Origin of the sequence: Dolichospermum circinale AWQC131C (assembly GCF_000426905.1) — a bacterium.
In the GTDB taxonomy this organism is placed as follows: Bacteria; Cyanobacteriota; Cyanobacteriia; order Cyanobacteriales; family Nostocaceae; genus Dolichospermum; species Dolichospermum circinale.
Map to the genome: position 1 here is coordinate 29,579 of NZ_KE384633.1, position 22,031 is coordinate 51,609.

22 protein-coding genes are annotated in these 22,031 nt (G+C 35.9%); 11 read left to right on the top strand and 11 right to left on the bottom strand.

Annotated elements, in window-relative coordinates; all coding sequences use genetic code 11:
• Positions 1-264 precede the first annotated feature (264 nt).
• Both ACIR131C_RS0116665 and ACIR131C_RS0116670 read right to left on the bottom strand, forming a co-directional pair.
• A complete protein-coding gene (locus tag ACIR131C_RS0116665; RefSeq protein ID WP_028091119.1) occupies positions 265-510 on the bottom strand; it encodes a type II toxin-antitoxin system HicA family toxin in 246 nt (81 codons plus the stop codon).
• A complete protein-coding gene (locus ACIR131C_RS0116670) occupies positions 507-731 on the bottom strand; it encodes a hypothetical protein (protein WP_035372310.1) in 225 nt (74 codons plus the stop codon). Before ACIR131C_RS0116670 ends, ACIR131C_RS0116665 begins: the two co-directional genes overlap by 4 nt.
• Positions 732-1,181: 450 nt before the next feature.
• Here ACIR131C_RS0116670 and ACIR131C_RS0116675 point away from each other — a divergent pair, with 450 nt between their 5' ends.
• From ACIR131C_RS0116675 to ACIR131C_RS24760, 5 genes are all read left to right on the top strand, one after another.
• Positions 1,182-2,447, top strand: a complete 1,266-nt coding sequence (locus ACIR131C_RS0116675; protein ID WP_028091121.1) for an aspartate aminotransferase family protein — start codon at positions 1,182-1,184, stop codon at positions 2,445-2,447.
• Positions 2,448-2,558: 111 nt separating this feature from the next.
• Positions 2,559-2,876 carry a hypothetical protein gene (locus ACIR131C_RS0116680; protein ID WP_028091122.1) on the top strand — a complete coding sequence of 106 codons (318 nt, stop codon included), beginning with the start codon at positions 2,559-2,561 and terminating at the stop codon, positions 2,874-2,876.
• A complete protein-coding gene (locus tag ACIR131C_RS0116685; protein ID WP_028084097.1) occupies positions 2,873-3,235 on the top strand; it encodes an aspartyl protease in 363 nt (120 codons plus the stop codon). The genes ACIR131C_RS0116680 and ACIR131C_RS0116685 overlap by 4 nt, the downstream gene beginning before the upstream one ends.
• A gap of 113 nt (positions 3,236-3,348) precedes the next feature.
• The gene (locus ACIR131C_RS0116690) at positions 3,349-4,125 is read left to right on the top strand and encodes a sulfite exporter TauE/SafE family protein (protein ID WP_028091123.1); all 777 of its coding nucleotides are present in this window, start codon (positions 3,349-3,351) and stop codon (positions 4,123-4,125) included.
• Between the two features lie 405 nt (positions 4,126-4,530).
• On the top strand, positions 4,531-4,710 hold the full coding sequence (locus ACIR131C_RS24760) for a replication restart DNA helicase PriA (protein ID WP_071604829.1): 180 nt from the start codon (positions 4,531-4,533) through the stop codon (positions 4,708-4,710).
• Positions 4,711-4,990: 280 nt separating this feature from the next.
• Here the strand turns inward: ACIR131C_RS24760 and rlmN are convergent, their stop codons facing one another.
• From rlmN to ACIR131C_RS0116710, 3 genes are all read right to left on the bottom strand, one after another.
• Positions 4,991-6,061: a dual-specificity RNA methyltransferase RlmN gene (gene rlmN, locus ACIR131C_RS0116700; RefSeq protein ID WP_028091124.1), complete on the bottom strand. Its 1,071-nt coding sequence runs from the start codon at positions 6,059-6,061 to the stop codon at positions 4,991-4,993.
• Positions 6,062-6,149: 88 nt separating this feature from the next.
• Positions 6,150-6,980, bottom strand: a complete 831-nt coding sequence (locus tag ACIR131C_RS0116705) for a metallophosphoesterase (protein WP_028091125.1) — start codon at positions 6,978-6,980, stop codon at positions 6,150-6,152.
• A 98-nt stretch (positions 6,981-7,078) separates the two neighbouring features.
• Positions 7,079-7,744 (bottom strand): helix-turn-helix transcriptional regulator, encoded by a 666-nt coding sequence (locus ACIR131C_RS0116710; protein ID WP_028091126.1) that lies wholly within the window; start codon positions 7,742-7,744, stop codon positions 7,079-7,081.
• Positions 7,745-7,847: 103 nt separating this feature from the next.
• Here ACIR131C_RS0116710 and ACIR131C_RS0116715 point away from each other — a divergent pair, with 103 nt between their 5' ends.
• Positions 7,848-8,492 carry a DUF3386 domain-containing protein gene (locus ACIR131C_RS0116715; RefSeq protein ID WP_028091127.1) on the top strand — a complete coding sequence of 215 codons (645 nt, stop codon included), beginning with the start codon at positions 7,848-7,850 and terminating at the stop codon, positions 8,490-8,492.
• Between the two features lie 106 nt (positions 8,493-8,598).
• Here the strand turns inward: ACIR131C_RS0116715 and ACIR131C_RS0116720 are convergent, their stop codons facing one another.
• From ACIR131C_RS0116720 to ACIR131C_RS0116735, 4 genes are all read right to left on the bottom strand, one after another.
• Positions 8,599-9,759: a hybrid sensor histidine kinase/response regulator gene (locus ACIR131C_RS0116720; protein ID WP_028091128.1), complete on the bottom strand. Its 1,161-nt coding sequence runs from the start codon at positions 9,757-9,759 to the stop codon at positions 8,599-8,601.
• A gap of 155 nt (positions 9,760-9,914) precedes the next feature.
• Positions 9,915-10,349 carry a response regulator gene (locus ACIR131C_RS0116725; protein ID WP_417033474.1) on the bottom strand — a complete coding sequence of 145 codons (435 nt, stop codon included), beginning with the start codon at positions 10,347-10,349 and terminating at the stop codon, positions 9,915-9,917.
• 1 nt (position 10,350) lies between these two features.
• The gene (locus ACIR131C_RS23035; protein ID WP_035372332.1) at positions 10,351-12,615 is read right to left on the bottom strand and encodes a sensor histidine kinase; all 2,265 of its coding nucleotides are present in this window, start codon (positions 12,613-12,615) and stop codon (positions 10,351-10,353) included.
• Positions 12,616-13,081: 466 nt separating this feature from the next.
• Complete coding sequence (locus ACIR131C_RS0116735; protein ID WP_028091130.1) at positions 13,082-14,578, bottom strand: dolichyl-phosphate-mannose--protein mannosyltransferase; 1,497 nt, start codon at positions 14,576-14,578, stop codon at positions 13,082-13,084.
• Positions 14,579-14,782: 204 nt separating this feature from the next.
• Between ACIR131C_RS0116735 and ACIR131C_RS0116740 the strand changes: the two genes are divergently transcribed.
• From ACIR131C_RS0116740 to ACIR131C_RS0116750, 3 genes are all read left to right on the top strand, one after another.
• Positions 14,783-15,187: a hypothetical protein gene (locus ACIR131C_RS0116740; RefSeq protein ID WP_028091131.1), complete on the top strand. Its 405-nt coding sequence runs from the start codon at positions 14,783-14,785 to the stop codon at positions 15,185-15,187.
• A gap of 35 nt (positions 15,188-15,222) precedes the next feature.
• Positions 15,223-16,278 (top strand): tellurite resistance TerB family protein, encoded by a 1,056-nt coding sequence (locus ACIR131C_RS0116745; protein WP_028091132.1) that lies wholly within the window; start codon positions 15,223-15,225, stop codon positions 16,276-16,278.
• A gap of 83 nt (positions 16,279-16,361) precedes the next feature.
• On the top strand, positions 16,362-16,718 hold the full coding sequence (locus ACIR131C_RS0116750) for a Rieske (2Fe-2S) protein (protein WP_028091133.1): 357 nt from the start codon (positions 16,362-16,364) through the stop codon (positions 16,716-16,718).
• Positions 16,719-17,297: 579 nt separating this feature from the next.
• Here ACIR131C_RS0116750 and corA read toward each other — a convergent pair.
• Positions 17,298-18,449 (bottom strand): magnesium/cobalt transporter CorA, encoded by a 1,152-nt coding sequence (gene corA, locus ACIR131C_RS0116755; protein WP_028091134.1) that lies wholly within the window; start codon positions 18,447-18,449, stop codon positions 17,298-17,300.
• Between the two features lie 175 nt (positions 18,450-18,624).
• Between corA and ACIR131C_RS0116760 the strand changes: the two genes are divergently transcribed.
• The gene (locus ACIR131C_RS0116760; protein WP_028091135.1) at positions 18,625-19,431 is read left to right on the top strand and encodes an SDR family oxidoreductase; all 807 of its coding nucleotides are present in this window, start codon (positions 18,625-18,627) and stop codon (positions 19,429-19,431) included.
• A 111-nt stretch (positions 19,432-19,542) separates the two neighbouring features.
• Positions 19,543-20,142 (top strand): thioredoxin family protein, encoded by a 600-nt coding sequence (locus ACIR131C_RS0116765; RefSeq protein WP_028091136.1) that lies wholly within the window; start codon positions 19,543-19,545, stop codon positions 20,140-20,142.
• A gap of 496 nt (positions 20,143-20,638) precedes the next feature.
• Here the strand turns inward: ACIR131C_RS0116765 and ACIR131C_RS0116770 are convergent, their stop codons facing one another.
• A complete protein-coding gene (locus ACIR131C_RS0116770) occupies positions 20,639-21,679 on the bottom strand; it encodes an NADP(H)-dependent aldo-keto reductase (RefSeq protein WP_028091137.1) in 1,041 nt (346 codons plus the stop codon).
• Positions 21,680-22,031: the final 352 nt, after the last annotated feature.

Genomic DNA, 22,031 nt, shown 5'->3' on the forward strand with positions numbered 1-22,031 from the left:
TTTTGACATTTTCTCTGTGTCCTCTGTGTTCTCTGTGGTTCGATAAAAAAAAGAAATTGTCTGAATCAGGATAACCAGGATTTGAGGATTTTCAGGATGAAATATCAAAAATTAAACGCAAATAAACGCAAATAAACGCAGATAATTTTGACATTTTCTCTGTGTTCTCTGTGTCCTCTGTGGTTCGATAAAAAAAAGAAATTGTCAGAATCAGGATAACCAGGATTAAAGGATTTTCAGGATGAGGAATTTGTCTGTGTGTTTTCAGTTGTAAAATAATAGATTTACACATTCTTCACGAGTCAAATTAAAATGATTTTCTACATCTCGTAAAATTGCGCTCAGAGTTCCGATTTTCATAGGACTATGATTAGGAATAGTAATATGATGTTCACCATTTTCTTGAGTAGTTAAGCGAATATGACTACCTGTTTGATGATCAATCACATATCCTAATTTACTTAAAGCTTTAGTAAGTGCTGATCCTGATAAATCTCTAGGTAATTTCATGAAGCAATTATCTCATATTTAACAATATGTAAACGAATTAATTGAGGACGATTTTGGACATTAGGATAATGACAATGAACAGCATCCTTGATTAATTCTCGTAACTCTGGAAGAGTATCAGCTTGAGTAAAAATTGATTGATTAATTGCTTGAGCAATATAACCACCTTCATCATCTTCTTCAACTAGAAAAATAATTTCTTTGATGTTATTTTCTTGCATGATGTGTAATGTTCAATCATGAAATTTTAGGTTATGATTATAATATCATCATTACCCATATTTTTTCTCTGTGTTCTCTGTGGTTCGATAAAAAAAGAATTTGTCTGAATCAGGATAACCAGGATTAAAAGATGTACAGGATGAAATATCAAAAATTAAACGCAAATGAACGCAGATAAACGCAGATAATTTTGATATTTTCTCTGTGTCCTCTGTGTCCTCTGTGGTTCGATAAAGAACAAAACCTGTTCCCCGTTCCCTGTTCCCTGTTCCCTTGTCATAACGACAATTTTTAACACCAACCTACTTATGTAAATAACCAAATTTTTGATATCTGACGCTTGTGTACGTCCTAATTTGCAATAATTAATTATCTTCATTAAAACCAACCTTTTCTCGCGTTAATCTGGTAAATATCTATTAAAATAAAAATTTTCAGGAGGTGCGGTAGTGAGTATCCAAAGTCTAGTTGAGCAGCCTACAATCCCTTCAAACATCCCCTTTAGTGCAGATAGCTTCAATCAAGTCGTCATGTCCACTTACGGACGGTTTCCTTTAGCTTTAGAACGGGGCGCTGGTTGTCGTGTTTGGGATACCCAAGGTAACGAGTATCTGGATTTTGTCGCGGGAATAGCCACTTGTACTCTAGGACACGCTCATCCAGCAATGGTAGAAGCCGTAACTAGACAAATTCAAAAACTGCATCATGTCTCTAATTTGTACTATATTCCCGAACAAGGTCAATTAGCTAAATGGATTGTTGATCATTCTTGTGCAGATAGAGTATTTTTCTGCAATTCTGGTGCTGAAGCTAATGAAGCAGCTATTAAACTAGCTCGTAAATATGGACACACGGTTTTAGAGATTGCTAACCCGATTATTTTAACCGCCCATGCGAGTTTTCACGGGCGAACCTTAGCAACCGTTACCGCTACCGGACAACCCAAGTATCAAAAGCACTTTGATCCTTTAGTTCCTGGTTTCCATTATGTCAATTATAACGATATTAGAGCAGTTGAGGCTGCTGTTACCGAATTAGATGAAGGTAATTATCGTGTTGCAGCTATTTTAATTGAACCATTACAAGGTGAGGGTGGAGTTCGTCCTGGAGATATTGCCTATTTTAAGCGATTGCGGGAGATTTGTGATGAAACCGGTATTTTGTTGATTTTCGACGAAGTGCAGGTAGGTATGGGACGCAGTGGTAAATTATGGGGTTATGAACATTTGGGAGTAGAACCGGATATTTTCACCAGCGCCAAGGGTTTGGGCGGTGGTATTCCCATTGGTGCGATGATGAGTAAGAAATTCTGTGATATTTTCCAACCAGGAGAACACGCAAGTACCTTTGGTGGTAATCCCTTTGCTTGTGGTGTGGCGCTGAGTGTTTGTGAGACCTTGGAAAAAGAGAATATTTTACAGAATGTTACAGAACAGGGCGCACATTTACGAGAAGGATTAAAAGCGATCGCTCTTAAATATCCCCAGTATATCACAGAAGTGCGCGGTTGGGGTTTAATCAACGGCATGGAAATCAAAGCGGATATTCCCTTAACTGCGGCGGAAATTGTCAAAGCTGCTATGGAAGCAGGTTTATTACTTGTTCCCGCAGGTCCCAAAGTTGTCCGGTTTGTGCCTCCTCTGACTGTGACAGAGGTAGAAATCAACGCAGCATTAAAAGCCGTAGAAAAAGCACTAGCTAAAGTAACAGCATAGGTAATTAAAAATTCGTAATTTGTAATTTTAAGAATTATCAATTACGAATTTTTCAGCTTGTAAATTACAACATATCAATTGGAAATAAATTCATTATTACAAAACAAAGCTATGCCAGAAACAAAATCTACTCATATAGTCCGCAGAGGAAGAATCTTCCCCGAAATTCAATGGAATCAAGAACAGAAGACGCAATGGCAAGCTGAACGGGAAAAATTATCTCAAGAATGTAAAATAATTTTTGAGCAGTTAAAACCAGAACTAATTAAAACTCACTATAACTGGTATATAGCAATTGAGCCAAATAGCCGTGAATATTTTATTAATGAAGATCCCTTATTAGCCGCACAACAAGCACATCAGAAATACCCAAATGTCAAACTGCACGTTTTCCGAATTAATGAAACTGGAGTGTGTGGTAAAATATGATTGATGGTAAATTTGGTGATGAGGATGAGTTATTTTTTGACATAAATTTAATAGCTGCTGATGGATTAGAACTATCAGTAGAAGCTCTTTTAGATACTGGGTTTTCTTGGTGGTTAGCAATTAATAACCAGGACATAGAAGCACTTGGTTGGATATATTTAGAACAACAAACAATGGTAACAGCCCAGGGTGATGCGGAATTTGACATCTATTTAGGAAAAGTGCAAATTGATGGACAATATTTTGATATTCCTGTTCATGTGGGACAAGGATTACCGGAAATTTTACTTGGTCGTAAATGGTTGAAAAACAGACGTTTGGTAATAGATATATCATCTTCTATATTAACGCTAGAATAAGACGTAATACAAATAAAAAGCGGAATTTTAACAAGATTTTAAACAATGATGATTTCATAAACTTGCGGTATTTTACTGTAAAACAGTATAACTAGGTTTATTAATTACAAAAAATGCCGCAAGATCTAACCTTCATTCATAGCTTACTTCTCTTCAGTACGGCCTTTATTGCCGGTGGACTAAATGCTGTAGCGGGTGGTGGTAGTTTTATTACATTTCCGACTCTGATATTTACAGGTGTCGCACCAATTACTGCTAATGCTACTAATAATACTGCTCTGTGGATAGCAGCTATAGCCAGTGCGGGGGCTTATCGTCGAGATTTGAGTATCGAAAAACGACAATTATTACTACTGACTGGCACAAGTTTAGTTGGTGGTGTTATTGGTTCAGTGGCTTTATTATATACATCACCGGATGTATTTAAAAAGATGCTACCCTATTTGTTACTATCAGCAACCTTGATATTTACATTTAGTGATTCTTTGAAAAGCTGGCTGCAACTTAGGACTAGAAATGATTTTTCTGCAACCCCACCTTTGTTTATGCTGCTAATTTCTCAATTGCTAATCTCTATTTATGGTGGTTTTTTTGGTGCTGGTATAGGCATTTTAATGTTAGCAACATTAACCTTTTTAGGTATTAAAAATATTCACGCTATCAATGCTTTTAAAAGCTGGTTAGGAAGTTGTATTAATGGTGTGGCAATTATTCCCTTTATGTTCGCTAATTTGATTGCTTGGCATCAAGTTATTATCATGGCAGTCGGAGGTTCTTTAGGTGGTTATTTGTGCGCTCATTTTGCTCGCCAATTAGAACCCGGTTTGGTGCGAAAATTTGTTATAGTGGTAGCTTTTGCTATGACTACCTACTTTTTTATTCATAGTTAAGTAAGTAGCGTTAAAAATTGTCGTTATGACAAGGGAACAGGGAACAGGGAAGAGGTTACAGGTTACAGGGAATAGGGAACAAAGATTAATTAAATATAAAACTACCAATTTTGTGATTTTGATTACAGTTTTTTCCATCTGGTAACGCTTGAATGGGAAAATAACTCATTTTTTCCCAAAAAATAAACAAGACTATCTCAAGGATTACACCATAGGGATCACCGCGAATCTAAAGCTAATCTAAAAAAGTGACATCTAAAGTAAATTTATATATCTGAAGCATGATGATAATAATTATCAGGTTTAAGATAATAAAAGATATCAAGTTCAGGACAATCAAACATTTTTTGTCAATTTTTGTTAATTTTTCTCAAATCAAAAATTATTAATTTCAGGGTTTTAAAAATGCAAGTATCACAAAAGATTCATTGCCCAAATTGCGGTAGTGCGGCTGAACGTCACTATATTGCTGATAGTCAAATTACGCGGACACAATGCCCTAGTTGCGACTACCTGATGATAACTTGCACTCGCACTGGTAAAGTCATTGAGGCTTATGCACCAGGTATTTATGCTAGGAAATAATTGACAATTTTCTCACAATTTTAATGACAATTTTTGACAATTTTAATGATAAATTATAAGCTGTTGTGTATTTAATTTGTATAAGTCTGGCGGGCAAGATGCCCACCCTACAAGATTTAACCATTTTAGGATTATACAATTCAGGTACGTAACAGCTTATCATGTCCGCTCAATCACTGACGATATAGTTCATCATTGTATTGCCTTTTCCCAATTACCAATTACCAATTACCCATTACCAGCCTCAACAGATATGATAAGTGTTAGACCAGACATGATATTACCTTTTAATTGTTCTCAATTGTCCACAAGCAGCGTCAGCTTCTAAACCGCGAGAATAACGCACACTAACGGCGGTATTCTGTTGTTGAAGAACGTTAACAAAAGCTTCTATTCTGTCGCGGTTGGGTCTTTTATAATCTACTTCTTGAATGGGATTATAAGGAATCAAATTCACATGACTTTGAAAGCCTCGTAACCGTTTTGATAATTCCAAAGCGTGTTCAGGTAAATCATTGACTCCAGCCAGAAGAATATATTCAAAAGTTACTCTACGTCCGGTTATTTCCACATATTCTCGACATTCTGCGAGTAAGTCTTCTATGGGGTAAGGTTTGGCGCTGGGAATGAGTTGTTCCCGTAATGCTTGGTTAGGTGCATGGAGACTGACAGCGAGGGTAATTTGTAATTGGTGTGCGGCTACTTGACGAATACGTGAGGGGATGCCTACAGTAGATAGTGTAAGCGATCGCGCACCAATGCCCACATCTTGATTAATAGATTTAATTGCTAAAATCACATTTTCCGTATTTAACAACGGTTCACCCATGCCCATAAATACCACATTACTAACCCGTTCTTGAAAATCTTCTTGAACAGTGAGGACTTGATCAACAATTTCCCCACGGGTCAGATTGCGCTTATAACCACCTTTACCAGTAGCGCAGAAATCACAGCCCATGGGACAACCCACTTGAGTAGAAACACAGACAGTTAAGCGTTTATCGCTGGGAATACCCACAGTTTCCACAATTTCCCCGTCAGCCAATTTCAGCAGATATTTAACCGTATCATCAGGGGCCACAGAGCGGTAATGTAGAGAAGAACGGCCTATGGGAATATCTGCCACTTGGGAACGCCAATTTTTAGGGAATACAGAAATATCAGCCAGGGAACGCGCTCCCTTATTATATATCCAATCATGCAATTGCTTACCCCGATAACTGGGCTGTCCCTGTTGCTGTACCCAAGCGGTTAACTCCGTTACCGAAGCGCCCAGGAGAGGAGGAAGAAGTTCAGATTTTACGGAGTTAGGTGAATCTACTTGAGATACAAGGGGCGTAGCAGACATAATAAATTACAAATTGATGCTAATTCCCTATTGTACTATATTGTTTTTATTTCGCGCCAAGGAGCAAAGACGCAAAGCCAGAAATAGATTAAGGGACATCTAAGGTAATAATAGTAACTTCTGGCGGACAAAATAACCGCCCTGGGAAATAAGTTCCTAAACCACGATTTACATATAATTGATTATTTCCTATTTGATGTAAACCTTCTGACCATTGCCAATGGTGTAATATGGAATTGCTTTTCCGTAAAAATGGTAGTTTGCGGCTAATTTTTCTGGGGATTTTTTTCAATATTTTTGTGTAGTAAATTATTGCTGGTCCTAGACCGGGAATAACAATTTGTCCCCCGTGAGTATGACCAGATAATTGTAAATCTACTCGCCATTTTTGCAGTATTTCTGCTGTATCTGGGTTATGGGATAGGACAATACAAGGTATAGTAGAATCAAGTTGGTTCATGATTGGTTCTGGGTTAAATTCTCGTGAATAAACATCTGCTAATCCGACTAGGGGTAATTTGTTTCCCAAGGGATAAGCAATTTGATTCCAAAGAACTTTAATCCCGACCTTGGTTAAAGCATCTGTAATTTCTGGTTGGGAACTGGGAAAAGCTATATCATGATTTCCCAGAATAGCATAGACACCATGGCGACTTTGGAGATTTTTCAGTTTTGGTGCTAATTGATGAATTGGTTTTGCTTTTGTGTTCACATAGTCACCAGTTAAAATTACTAGGTCTGGGTTGACTGCATTACTAATTGCGATCGCTTCTGTTAACATTTTCTCTGATAATAGACCATCAGCATAATGAAAATCTGACATCTGTACCAGTTTTAATCCTACTAAAGATGGATGTAAATTTTTGATTTTTACGACTAATTTTTCTGTGCTTAAAGCTCCAGAGAATAACTTGTGCATAAATAAATAACTAATATCTATTAGATTTGATTGATCACTTAATATGAATACAACTCACTTGATTCTCAATCCTTATAGATTCCGAATTTATTTAATAATTATTTAAGAAGTTGGGGATCTATTTTGGCCACCATTTCCGCACGGGTAGAAACTTCTAATTTACGGAACATTCTTTTTAAAGCCTGTTTAACAGAATTTTGAGTAATCCATAATTTAGCTGCAATTTCGCCATTAGTGAAACCTTGAGCTACTAACGTGGCAATTTCTAATTCTCGCGCTGTTAAGGGACAATTATCCACAGATAAAAAGGTTTTTGATTGTACCCGTAATGTGGCAATTTTAGCCGACAAATGCAGACAAACTGCACTTAAATCAGCTAAATCATTACTATCAAAAGGCAGATTTCCGGGGTCACGGGCAAAATTTAAAGTCCCCACTAATTGACCATCACAAACTATCGGACCAGTCATTACGTGCTCGTGACGAGTACAGTAATTTTTCCAATCTTCAGGAGATAAAATTAACTGTTCATGGGTGGGAGCGTGACGTTCCATAACATAACGCCCAATGGGATTAGCTTCTAAGCAAACAGCGGGAATTTCGGGAATTTTGATTTTAGTATTTAACTGGTAATCTAGGAGATTAATACCCCAATGTTGAACCGCAAAATGTTCGCCAATGGTATCCATTAAAGCTAGTTTTAATTCTTGCTCATTTTGGACATTAGCGATCGCCTGGAAAATGGCGTGGAGTGTTTTAGCCATAAGTGTACCCATTTGGGGACTATGCGAACCTTGATAATTACTTCTATGCTAATACCAGCAAGAATAAAATGCTATTTTCACTTCCTATAGAGGATTTTTCCCCATGACAGTCACTCAAATCTCTGCTCAAGAACTTTTTCAGGCTGCTTACGAAAACCGTTATACCTGGGATGAAAATTTCCCCGGTTATACCGCAGATATTACTTATAAGTATGATGGCCAAGTGATCACAGGTCAAGTCCGAATTGATGCCAGTCTCAAAGCTGAAGTTCTCAATGTCGAGGACGAAGCCGCTAAAAAAGCTATTCACGGTCAGGCCTGGGAAATCGCTGTTCACCGTGTGCGTCGTCCTTTTGCACAAACTCACGGCGCAAATACTTTTAGATATGGTAGCACGGACGCAACTGGCGCGGTAGAAATTTTTGTTGGTGGTAAGTCAGAAGGAGATAAATACAAAGTGCGTAACAATGAAGTTTGCCACGTTCACCGTTTAATTCACGGTACTTTTGTGACTATTGACACCTTTACCAGTCATGATACAGGGGCAGGATATCTTTCTCATACTTATAATTCTGTGTACCATGACCCAGAAACCGGCGCACAAAAGGGCGGAAAAAGCGATTTTACTGATGAATATGAAAAAGTAGGTAATTATTATATTCTCAACCGTCGGGAAATTCGCACGGAAATAGCCAACAGTCTTTCTATTCAAGATTTTATCTTTTCTAATATTGAGTTGTTAGGCTAGATTTTTGAATCGTTAAAACGTTTTAAGATAGGCATTTTGCCTATCCTAAAATGTAATGATTCAGCTATTCATATCCCCGAATTATGGCAAGAAATTATAGTTTTGGCTATTTTATTGGCAAACTCACGGTAAAAGTTGAACCAACTCCCACTTGACTATTAACTGTAATCTCACCCCCGTGTACTTCAACGCACTGTTTGACAATTGTTAATCCTAAACCACTACCAGGAATTATTCCTATATTTTCTCCTCGATGAAATGGTTGAAATACTTGTTTTTGGTCTGATTCTGTAATCCCAATTCCCTGATCTTGAAATCTCAAAATTACGGATTTTTCCTGTTTAATTATTTCCAATAAAATTGTCCCGCCAATACTTGAATATTTAATGGCATTATTGAGTAAATTACCGACAATATGCTTTAATAATGTTTCATCTCCCAAAAATTCAAAACAGTGTTCAGAACTGGTAAAAATTACACTCAACTGTTTTTCTTGAGCCAATAATTGAGATTGTTCTACTAATTCATAGCATAATTTTTCTAAATCGAGTATCTGTGGTTGATAGGATAATTTACCTGCATCAGATTTACCAATTATTGAAGCTTCATCTAATAAATTGTAGACATTTTTAATCGCAGAACTAATAAGTTGCAAATGATTTATTTTGCCATCATTTGTTAATTCTTGATCACGCTTTTGTAGTAATCGAATTGCTAAGAGAATGGTATTCAAGGGATTACGAATATCATGGGAAAGCATGGAAACAAATTCAGATTTAAGCTGATTACTTTCTTGGGATTTTAAAAGTTGTGTGGTTCTTTCTTCAACTTGAGTTGCTAATGTTTGATTAACTTCATGTAATTGTTCTAAAAATCGTTTACGTTCTATAGCATATCTACAGGAACGCACCAATATATCTGGATTAACGTGCCTTTTAACTAGATAATCCTGCGCTCCCTGTTTCACTGCTTCAATGGCTAATTCTTCATCATTTGTGTTCGTCAGAACTATGATGGGAATACTAGGATTTTGCTGGAGTAACTGGGGTATGGAAGATAATCCTTGACTATCGGGAAGAGTTAGATCTAACAAAATTACGTCGTATTTTTCGTTGTTTAATTTGTTGATTCCCTCCTGGAGTTTTTGAACATGAACTAAACTGAAATTTTGAGATTTTGTGAGTTTAATAAACTCTTGTAATAACCTAGCTTCTGCTAAGTTATCTTCAATTAATAGGATTTTTAGTGTGGAAGTTGTAGTAATCATTTTCTGGTTTGACTCTGATGAGTTCTGAGTAAAATAAACTTTTATTAGATGAGTTTTCAAGGATATATCAAATATAGCTTTATGCACCGGAGAGACAAAATTTCCGGTAAAAGCCATATAGCAAAAGACTTTTATTCCTGACTCCTGCTATAGTTTTATTCTAATGGTAAAGTCGCGGTAGAAAACCAAAATCCCTCAATACTCTGGATGATTTGGAATAGCTGACTCAGATTACGAGGTTTGGTAATATAGCAGTTAGCGTGTAAGTCGTAACTATCGAAAATATCATCTTCATTTTTTGAAGTGGTTAATACTATGACAGGAATGCGTCTTAGTCGAGGATCAGATTTAATTTCTGCTAATACTTCTCTCCCATCTTTTCTGGGTAAATTCAAATCTAATAAAATTAAATCAGGTCGTTGTGTGTTAGCATATTCTCCTTCTTGACGGAGATAATTTATAGCTTCTACACCATCTCTAACTGTAACTACTTGGTGAGGTAATGAACTGGTTTTTAATGCTTCTTGAATGAGACGAACATCAGCTTTATTGTCCTCCACTAAAAAGATTATTTTGTGTATTTCTGCCATTTTAACGCTCACGATCACAACCTCTAACGGGAATTGTAAAGTAAAAAGTTGCACCTTGACCCAGTTGTGATTCTACCCAGATCCGTCCTCGATGACATTCAATGATTTTTTTACAAATAGCTAAACCCATTCCTGTACCGGGATATTCATCTCTAGTGTGTAAACGTTGAAATATGATAAAAATGCGATCGCTAAATTGCGGATCTAGACCAATGCCGTTATCCTGAATTGAGAATAACCATTCATCTTCTAATCTTTCCGCACCAATATGAATTTTTGGTGGTTGACTACTGTGGAATTTGATAGCGTTACCAATGAGGTTCAAAAATAGCTGGATTAATTGTGTTTCATCGGCCATGACCGTAGGTAAGGGATCATGGGTAATGATTGCACCAGTTTCCCTAATCCGTTGACGTAAATTCTTCAAAGCCCGATTTAAAACTGTTTCTACCTCGGTAACTTGAAAAGCAATTCCTAATGTATCTACCTGGGAGTATGCGAGTACGTCATCAATTAAGGTCTGCATTAAACTGACTCCTTCGACAACATAACTAATAAACTCCTTTGCATCTGCGTCTATTGTTGCTGCATAGCGCATTTCCAAAAGTTGCACATAATTGGCTACTTGATTTAATGGTTCTTGCAAATCATGGGAAGCGACATAGGCAAATTTTCTCAATTCTGCATTAGAACGTTGTAAATTTTCAGCTAATTCGGCTAATTCATCAGCTTGACGGATGACAATATTGATGATGGATTTTCGTAATTCCAATGCAGCTTTAATTTCTACATTTTGCCAGGGTAAAGATGTTAATTGAACTATTTCTTTCCATAAATCAAATGATTTACGCGGACACAACCGGACATTTCCCTCAGATTCATCAACTGAAAAAGCTTGATGGGGATTCCCACCCCAATTTACAGTTTGAATTATTTCTGGTCGAAACCACAATAGATAATTTTTCTGAGAAATGGGAATAGCTAATAACCCACTAGCGACGTTTTTCAAGCTAATCGCATCTGGATAGATCTCAGCTAAGGAATTTGTGGAAAATACCTCATCTTTAACATTATTTTTCAGCCATGCTACTAAAAAATTCAGTTCCTCTGCTGGAGGAGTATTACCAATTAGAGTATATTTTCCGCCAAAATAAACTGCTGCTCCCCCTGCATTAGTTAAATCTAGCAGATTTATTTGATTTTTGACTAAACCATCAATAAAGTTCTGTTCTTGAGACATATATTCAACCAATTGGGATTGAACTTGTTTCAAATTTATCTGATATTTGTAATCTTCTGTTTCTTCTTTGCCAGAAATTTCTGAAAATATAATTCTTCCTAAAAATTCACAAGCTTTCCGTATTTCGTAGGAAATATATTTGGGTGATTGATGATGACAAGCAATTAAACCCCAAAGTTTGTGATCCTTAATTAAGGAGATTGTCAAAGATGCACCTACACCCATATTATGTAAATATTCTATATGACATGGTGCAGCACTTCTGAGAATGGAATTAGTTAAATCAATGGGTTTTCCGCTAACTGGGTTAATTTTAGGGAAAATTTCTACTGATGATTGAACGTTTGTATCGGGAATAACTCTAACGGAATTTTCGAGAAATAATTGTCGTGCTGGCTGAGGAATATCTGATTCTGGATAATGTAATCCTAAATAAGACTCTAAACTATCTATTTTTTCTTCAGCAATTACAGAACCATGTCCATCATCACAGAATTTATATAACATTACTCTGTCAAATCCGGTTATTTTGCGGATTTCTTGAACAATGATTTGACTAAAATCACAGAGGCTTTTAGTTTTTTCTAAGCGATTAATTGAGGCTTGAGCTAAATGATAAAAACTTAAAAAGGGAATATTCTCTTGAGATGCTGTAGGTTCTAATTCTAAGATTAAAAACCCTTGAGAATTTCGATAAAAAGTGGCATCAAATATTGTATATTCATCTCCTTGTTTCCTGACCCAAATTTTTGTAGGGTTAATAAAATCTAGATTTTCTTCTGATAACCAAAATTTGATTTTTTGTATTTGGTAAGGATCTAGTAAATCTTCTAATTCCTCTTGTACCATATCTTCTGGGGATATGCCAAAAGTATTAAAAGTATTTTCACTAATTTGTAATATTTGTAAATCTGGCTCTTGTAAGACTAACAAAATCCCATGGGGTTGAATTTCACTAATCAAATGTATTTGCGCTTCTTTTAAGCTTGTGATATTAATATGCTGTTGCTTAACATTGATATCCATAAATCCTTCCTTCCATGATTTTGGAGTATAAAATATGTAGATTGCATCTAAATTTCCCACACCTATAAAATTTTTTTTAATTTAGTACCTTTGACAGTGGTACTGTTGATAGGTACAATCGCTCTTGACCTCTATTCTTACACAATTTAACTGTTTGTCACCTAATATATAGATAAGAAATGTAAAAGTTAAGCTGATCAAAGCTACAGTCTTTGTATATTTATATTAAGCAATACCAAATAGAATAATATTGCCAGAATAATTGACTACAGATAAACCCAGATAAAATTCATATTAACGTAAGTTGCTAGTTAGGGAAAATGTCATAATCAGGTGGTTATCGAGCAAGGTCGAGATAATATCCAAGATTAAAGAATCAACAGGATGAAAACAGAAAATTACTCACCAATTACCCATTACCAGCCTCAAATAGATAACTAGCAACTTGACTTATTAGGTATTTCTATCAAATCCAAGAATTAAACCACATCCGCATTCTATAATCATCAGGAGAGAGGGGTAAACCTAGATAAATAGGTATCCAGAAAATGAAGGCCGCTATAATTATAAAAGTTATAGTTACACCTAAAAACCGCAATGTGCGATAATAACTGAGTAAACATTGATCTACAAACCAAGCAATGGCTATGAATGTAAAGATTACGGCACACATATAATGATAGATAAAAGTACATCTTGTTACCTTTACCCAAGGGAGCAAATTAGCTCCATAATTTATAATTAAAAATAGACCAATCCAAGTATCAATGCTGAGATTTTTCGGGATAAATACTAGCTTTTTTTCTATTCCTGGCATAGTCATGTTGATGATCACCATACCAATTAAAAATATCATAGCAGCTAAACCAAACCACCATAAAAATGGATTACCCATAGCATGAACATCATAAATTATCTTACCAGTACCATCAGGTAAAGGTGGTCCAAATACAGGTAAGGGATCATGAATACTTTGAGCAGTTTGATAATAATAAGCCATTGGCCGGGTTAATAATGGCCATTTATACCATGCAGCACAATAAGGATGAATGTTAGGACTATTACCACCTAATTGCAGATGAAATTGTAAAATTTGTTTATGAACTTCAATAAATCCATATCTTTGATCAAGTTGGAGATGAGGAATCCAAATCAAACTATAAACAACTGCGGGAATAATTCCTAAATAGGAAAACATCTGCCAAATATTTATTTCTGTCAGGTTTTGTAATGGTGTTTTTCTAGTAATAATCTGGGAATTATGGGAAGTTTGAAAAAAGTGTAAATAAGGAAATAATGGGGTACGAGATGTAGAATCAAAAGACTGTAAGTAGTGAATTATCCAAACTGCTATCCATAAACTATAAGCACCTCCAAGAAACCATAAACCATTCCATTTAGTTCCCACGCAAGCACCAAAACTTATCCCAGAAAGCAGCAACCAAAACCCACGTTTTTGTTTTTGCTTCTGCAATGCTAATAATAATAACCATTGTCCTAATAAACCAAAAATAACTATATATATATTACTTAAAGCATAACGAGATTCTACTAAAAATAATCCGTCACAAGCTGTAAAAAATCCTGCCAATAAAGCCAAACGATAACGATAACTTACTTGATAAGTTAATAAAGTCACGACTACAGGAATAAATGAACCTGTCAGAGCATTTAACCAGCGATAACTCCCAGGGGATAATAAAGAACCTGTGAGACTATTTACATCAGTTTCTCGGACTAGGGGAATATGATTACTAATCCAAATACCCAAGCCAATCAAATATTGACTGAGGGGAGGGTGAGCATTAAAAAATGGTGTGTGCGTCAGATAGTTATTACCAAATTTGGCAAAGTACACTTCATCAAATACTAAAGTATTAAATTGGCTTAGTCCCCAAAAACGTAAACTGAATGAAAAGATAAATATGCCGATAATTCCCAATCGAAACCAAGTTTTGTTCATGTTATCTGTGATTTTGGCAGTTTTTGAAATAGCAGCAGTTCAATACTATTATACTTAGAGAATGTTTTTGTGGCAGAACTCCCCTGGTAAATCTCTTTTCTGGAAAAGTTTTTCATTTTCCCTATGATCCCTTGGTATTTGAGTACAAATGTAGAATATTATTAATAATAATAGCTGTAGTCCAGGAATCAGGTTGAATCTACTATGTCACAATTAGAACGATGGGTAAAAATGGCAGAAGATGAACTAACGGAGTATAGCACTGATGCCCGGAAAATGGAAAAACTCCGCCGTCGGATTAGTTTATCGTTATCATTAGCAGAACAACGGCAATTAAAAGCAGCGTTATTAGGTACAATGCCATCTAGTAAAATTGCAGAAATTGTAGAGGAGCAAAGACAAGTGGTGGCCTTACCATTTTGGGGAATTGCTGGTTTGGGTTTGCTATTGGGAATTTCTCTAAATCAATCCATAGGCTTATTAGCAGCTATAGGGGGGACTGTAGCGGCTTTTAAAATTCAAAAGTGGGGTTGGCAATTACAGGCAAATAGTCTATTATTACGAACATTAGAAGATATTGAAACCCGGATTTCCCAACCAGGTAATTAAGTAAAAACAGAACATTGATCAAGGAGCTAGAAATTATGACGAAGTATGACTATATTTTCAAATCAAAAGAGAAAATAGCCGCATCATTGAATCCAGAAGAAGCGGTAGTAGCAATTGCTGTAATTACAACAGCAGTTGATGTAGGCCTTGAAGATATAAATGGAGAAATTATAGCCGATATTCTCTGGGAATTTGAGATTTTTGACGAATACTCAGAAGAACAAATGTTAGAAACCGTGGATACACTCATAGAACTTGCTGAAGATGCTGGATTAGGATCTTTATTTAATGCTGCTAATGCTGCTATTTCTGAGGAGGTAGTATTAGATGGTTTTGCGGCTGGGGGGATTATGCTTTTAGATGCTGAAGATTTGATTATTCCTGCTGATAAAAAGACTTATCTTAAACAACTACAAATAGCCTTAGAATTGGAAGATGAAGAAGCAGAGGAAATTATTGAAGAGGTAATTGCCGCAGTCCAAGAAGGAGATGACGGAGAATATTTAGATGAAGAATTTGAATCAATAATATTCAATGAATCTGGTGAACAATTTTATCAGTCACCTTTGGGGAATTTTACAGTTCCTATTCCTCTCGATTCTGAACAGGGAGGAAAAATTCAAACAGATGAAGGAATGGTGAGCTTTTCTGATGATCTGGGAACTTTATTGAGAATTGATTATTATCCTCTGTCTCTAGAAGAGATTAAGGAGATCAAAACTCAAGGATATGAAGCCTATCTCCATGAAGTTATTATCAATGAATATGTCCCCCAGACGATTATTTCTAATGTGCCAAATGCTGAAGTTAGACATAGAGAATATTGGCAAGAGCCTTTAAAAAGATACTACTATGTAGTATTAAATATCCCTGGTGCAACTATTTCTCAACAGGAAACTAATGGTCATGGGATTAAGTCAGATACCTATAGAGGATTATTGTCCTTTGTCAATAGTGAATGTTTGTATATAGTTAGTAGCCAACGCAGTCTTTTAAATGGTGAAACACTCGGTTCGGTGAAAGAAGAAGCTGAGAAAATGAAACAAACTATTTTAAACTTTGTGGAAACTATCGAGTTTGTAGAAATCTAAATTATCAAGATTGGCGATCGCACAGAGCAAAATTGCGAGAAACTAAGAACGGGTTTATAAAATCACAAAATCAGGAGAAGATCATGGCTTGGACTCAAGTTTTAGCTGCTAATGCACTAGCTACTGGTGCGCGAGAAGTGGTAAAAGTAGGCGATCGCCAAATCCTACTTTTAAATCACGAAAATCAGTTTTATGCTGTAGATAATACCTGCCCACACTTGAAAATGTCCTTAAAAAAAGGGAAAATCGAAAATGGGGCGATAGTTTGCCCCTTTCATCGTAGTGCTTTTGACTTGGGTAACGGTGAAGTCAAAACTTGGTGTCCATTTCCACCCGTAGTAGGTAAATTACTTTCAATGGTTTCCCCAGAAAAAACCCTGCCAGTATTTCCCCTGCGCGTCGAAGAGGGCAACATTTTAATTGATGTGCCATCCGCATAAATAGGTAAATGGGTGGGCTTTCCTATGGTGGAGTGGGCTTCTAGCCCGCCCATAACTCATTGAGATCAAAATCTGCCCATAATCCTTGTAGGGTGGGCTTCTAGCCCGCCCATAACTCATTGAGATCAAATCTGCCCATAATCGTTGTGGAATGGGCTTCTAGCCCTCTCCAGCCTAGAATCAGAAAATATGACTCAGCCTAAGATCCCATTGGCCAAAAATTCAACAATTAGGTAATCAAGCCATAGGACAATCCAAAATAAAGCTAAGAAATATTAACGAAATATAACTCAAGTCTGTTTCTCACCCATTTTTAAGCAATAATAGGAGTGTAAGAAAATAGATTTAATAAATAACTAGTTAACCGCTAGTAAATAGAGGTGGAATATGACGACCCAAGATTTTCTTATCCCTCATGCTTATACATACCTGCTGGTTAAAATCGGTGTCTTGATGTTAGCTTTGTTGTTGTGGTTCATATTTACAGCCGCACCCGTTATTTAATTCCATTTACCACTTAGAGATGTTCCCTAAAACGTCTCTATTTTATTTATGAATTTTGATGAATTTTTATGGAATCTAGCGGTAAAAGTCTCTTTGGAAATTAACAGAATTAGTCAACCAACCCCGTCGCCAAAAAAAGTATAGTAAACTTATCGCAACTAACGCCATTACTCCCAAACATAGGGGGTAGCCCCAATACCAATTTAATTCAGGCATATTGTGGGGTGATTTTTCGGTATTGAAATTCATTCCATATACCCCGGCAATAAAAGTCAAAGGAATAAAAATCGAAGAAACCACCGTTAGCAGTTTCATAATTTCATTCATTTTATTACTAATTGCTGATAAATAGACATCCATTAATCCAGCTACTAATTCTCGATAAGTTTCCACTATATCCATAACTTGGACTGCATGATCATAACAGTCTCGCAGATAGATTCTCACATCATCACTAATTAATTCACTACCGTCTCTAATTAAAGAATTAATTGCGTCTCTTTGAGGCCAAATTGCGCGACGAAGTTGTAATAATTCCCGCCTAACTTGATATATTTTTTGCAATGTTTTTTGATTAGGATTAACGATTACTTCTTCCTCTAACTCATCAATGCGTTCACCATAAAGTTCTAAAACCGGGAAAAATCCATCAATAATGGCATCTAATAAAGAATAGGCTAAATAATCGCTACCTTGTCTACGAATGATCCCTTTACCTTTATCAATTCTCATCCTCACTCCATCAAAACAATCATGTTCAGGTTCTTCCTGTATTGTTAATACATAATATTTCCCTAAAACTAAACTTACTTGTTCACTATAAAAACTGCCATTATTGTTATTAGGTACAACCATGTGGGCAATAATCACTAATTGATCTTCATAGTCCTCAATTTTTGGACGTTCTACCATGTTGACAATATCTTCTAAAACCAGAGGATGTAAATCAAAAGATTGACCTAAACGGTGTAGAATATCTTTATTTCCTAAACCTTGAACATCCACCCAAGAAACGGATTCTGTATCCAAATAGTTAATACACTCTTCTGGATAACTTATTTGTTTGCGAATGAGATCAGTTTGGTTATAGTCAATTAAAAAAATAATGGGTTCTTCAGCATTTTCATCAACAATGATTGTTCCTGGTGCAGTTCCCGCTTGCTGAAAAAACTCCTTATCGTGTGACTTATTGATCATCTTGCAAACTCGGCGAATTTTCTTAACCATAAATCTTCATTTCCAGCCTACTGATAATTAGAATTTTAACATAAAACAGCAGTCAACAGTAAAATCCTTACCTTTGGGTCTTGACGTGAGGGGAATTATTCAAAAAAGATTCCAGTTATGGTAAACTATTAGAGTCAAAATTATTGTAGATTAAATAGCATTGCTTAATCAAACTATGAACAGCAGTAAAGATCTCATTTTAGTTGTCGGTTCTAGCGGTGGAGTCGGACAACTGGTAGTTAGTAAACTTTTAGAAAAAGGCTTACCCATTCGTATTCTCACCCGGAATGCAGAAAAAGCCACCAAAATGTTTAATGATCAAGTAGAAATTGTTATTGGTGATATTCGTGAACCCGACAGCTTAACAGCAGCAATGACAAATATTACTTCTATTATTTGTTGTACAGGAACTACCGCTTTTCCTTCTTCCAGGTGGGAATTTAATCAAAATCCCAACATGATTGAATTAGGAATTACTCTATTGAATCCTCAATTTTTAGAAGATAAAGCTAAAAATACCCCTGATAAAGTTGATCATCAAGGTGTAAAAAATCTGATATCAGCCGCACCAAAAAACTTAAATCGCTTTGTCTTTGTTTCCTCCTGCGGTATTCTTCGTAAACATCAATTTCCTTTTAATATTCTCAATCTTTTTGGTGTACTTGATGCTAAAGAAAAAGGAGAAAAAGCAATTATTAATTCAGGCATACCTTACACTATCATTCGTCCTGGACGTTTAATTGATGGACCCTATACATCCTATGATCTCAATACTTTACTCAAAGCCACAACCGCAGGTAAATTAAACGTTATGTTAAAAACAGGGGATATAATTACAGGTGATTCTAGTCGTATTGACGTAGCCGCAGCTTGTGTAGAAAGTTTATTTCATCAAAGTGCTGTTAACAAAGTTTTTGAAATAGTAAATCAAGGAAATAGACCGGATACAATTGATTGGGAAAAACTATTTTCAAAATTATAATTGTGCAAATTTTCAATCTCATGTTTCTAAAGAGGTTTTAGGTTTAATTTAGTTACACCATTTAATTAATTTCACTAACTGTAATTTCAAAAAATTAAGGAGTTGGATTCTATGGCTTTAACACCTTCGACAATGTTACCTTTGGGGACTTTAGCACCTGATTTTTATCTCCCAGATGTGGTTTCAGGTCAAAGGATTTCATTGGCAAACTTTGCGGATCAAAAAGTATTGGTAGTTATCTTTCTGAGTCGTCATTGTCCTTTTGTGCAACATATCAAATTGGAATTAGCAAAGTTGGGACAAGATTACAAAAATAAAAATGTGGGGATTGTCGCCATTAGTTCTAATGATATTAACACTCATCCTGATGATGCACCAGAATTACTTAAAGATTTCGCCCAAGAAATAGATTTATCCTATCCTTTGCTTTATGATGAAAGTCAAAAAGTAGCTAAGGATTTTTTTGCAGCTTGCACTCCAGACTTTTTTGTATTTGATGCTCATAGAAAACTCGCTTATCGGGGACAGTTAGATGATAGTCGTCCGAAAAATGGTTTACCTGTAACTGGACAAGATTTACGGAAAGCGATTAATTATGTTTTAGCAGATGAAGTAATTACTTGGGAGCAGAAGCCGAGTATTGGTTGTAATATTAAATGGAAATCAGGGAATGAGCCGGTTTATTATCAAGTTCCGGTAACGGTTGATTAGTTAGGGATTTTTCAGATAAAACTGTTAATTAATGTAGAGATGTTTTATAGAATGTCTCTACAGAATTTTTAATATAATTCATTATTCATCAACTTTCAACCAGAGAACTAATGAATAGTTCATTCCTTAGACTCCTTCTGGCTTCGCGCCTTTGCGTGAGACTATTTCTCCTATAAATCCTCTGTTTAATGAGCAATACCTAAAAGCCTTTTTTGTGCTGCCTCTACATCAGTAATAGTAACAGAATCAGATAGTAACATTGTTTTTTCTAAGAGGATGTTTGAAAAGCTTTGGCGTAGAAGTCGCGGCTACACAGACAAAACCTATCTATTCCTGCGAAATACGCGAACATGGGTTTCAAACTCTTAATTTTTCGTTAGTCCACCTGGGTGGACTTTGTTTGTGTATTAGCGTATCCTTGACGGGAGCCGGAGGCATTTTTATCATCGCCGGAAACTTTTAAAACACCCTCTTTGTATTTTTTTACAAAACTCGGTTAAGGCGCTGGATTAGGATAACGAGTATGAATTGCATCTATTTCTGCAAAAATCTCTTGATCCAAAACCACATTGACACTATCTATATTTTCTTGTAATTGTGCCAAAGTTGTTGCGCCAATAATAGTGCTTTTAACAAACCAGCGACTTTTGACAAAGGCGATCGCCAATTTAGCAGGTGTAAGATTATACTTTTTGGCAATCTCCACATAAGCCTTAACCGCTTCTTGGACATTGGGTTTTAAATACCGTTGTCCAAAACCAGTAAACAAAGATATTCTCGTATTTTCTAATTGTTGATTCTCTATGTATTTACCAGTTAAAAAACCAAAACCCAAGGGACTATAAGCCAATAACCCTACATCTGTATAACGGTAAACTTCCGCTAAACCTGATTCAAAATTACGATTGAGTAAATTGTAAGCATTTTGAGTTGTCAAAACCTTAGATAATCCCAAATCATTAGCAATGCGAACAAACTCACTTACTCCCCAAGGAGTTTCATTACTTAAACCCAAATAGCGAATCTTCCCAGCTTTAATCACCTCAGCAAATGCTTGTAACTGTTCCGCAATAGGCACAGATTCCCTTTCTAATTGCGGATTGTAACTTGTCTGTCCAAATGTAGGAACATAACGATCAGGCCAATGAATTTGATACAAATCTATATAATCAGTTTGTAATCTCTGCAAACTATCATCTACTGCCTGTGTAATATTATCACGGTCAACTTTATTATTTCCACCCCTTAACCAGGAAAAAGGACGACTAGGACCTGCAATTTTAGTAGCAACTATCAATTTATCTCGTTGCTGTTTCTTCAACCATTCCCCAATATAAGCCTCAGTTTTTCCTTGGGTTTCACCACGAGGGGGGACGGGATACATTTCCGCAGTATCTAGGAAATTGACCCCTTGGGCAACAGCATAGTCAAGTTGCTCATGCGCTTCTTCAATACTATTTTGATGTCCATAAGTCATAGTTCCCAAGCAAATTTCTGAAACCTTGAGGTCACTTGCACCTAGTTGGTTGTATCTCATAATGTTTAAATGATTCTCCTCATTTGATTTTGCTACAAAAACTAAAAATATGACTGTTGCCTCGAAATACAATAAATCTATTGATTTAATGGAGTTGATACCTGAAAGTGCATATTACCATACAAAATTTAGATATACAACCCTTTGTAACAATTAATTTCAAATCATCAAAAATGTATCCAGGAATACTCAGATTCTAATTTTTTTATGCCATGCTGCTATCTATCAAAGATTAACTACAGTAAATTGAGCAAATTATCGTTCTCCAAATGAGAACATATACAGCACTTCCCGGTGTTATGAGGTACATATTTAGCGGGCAAGATGCCCGCACTACAAGAGTTTCATCATT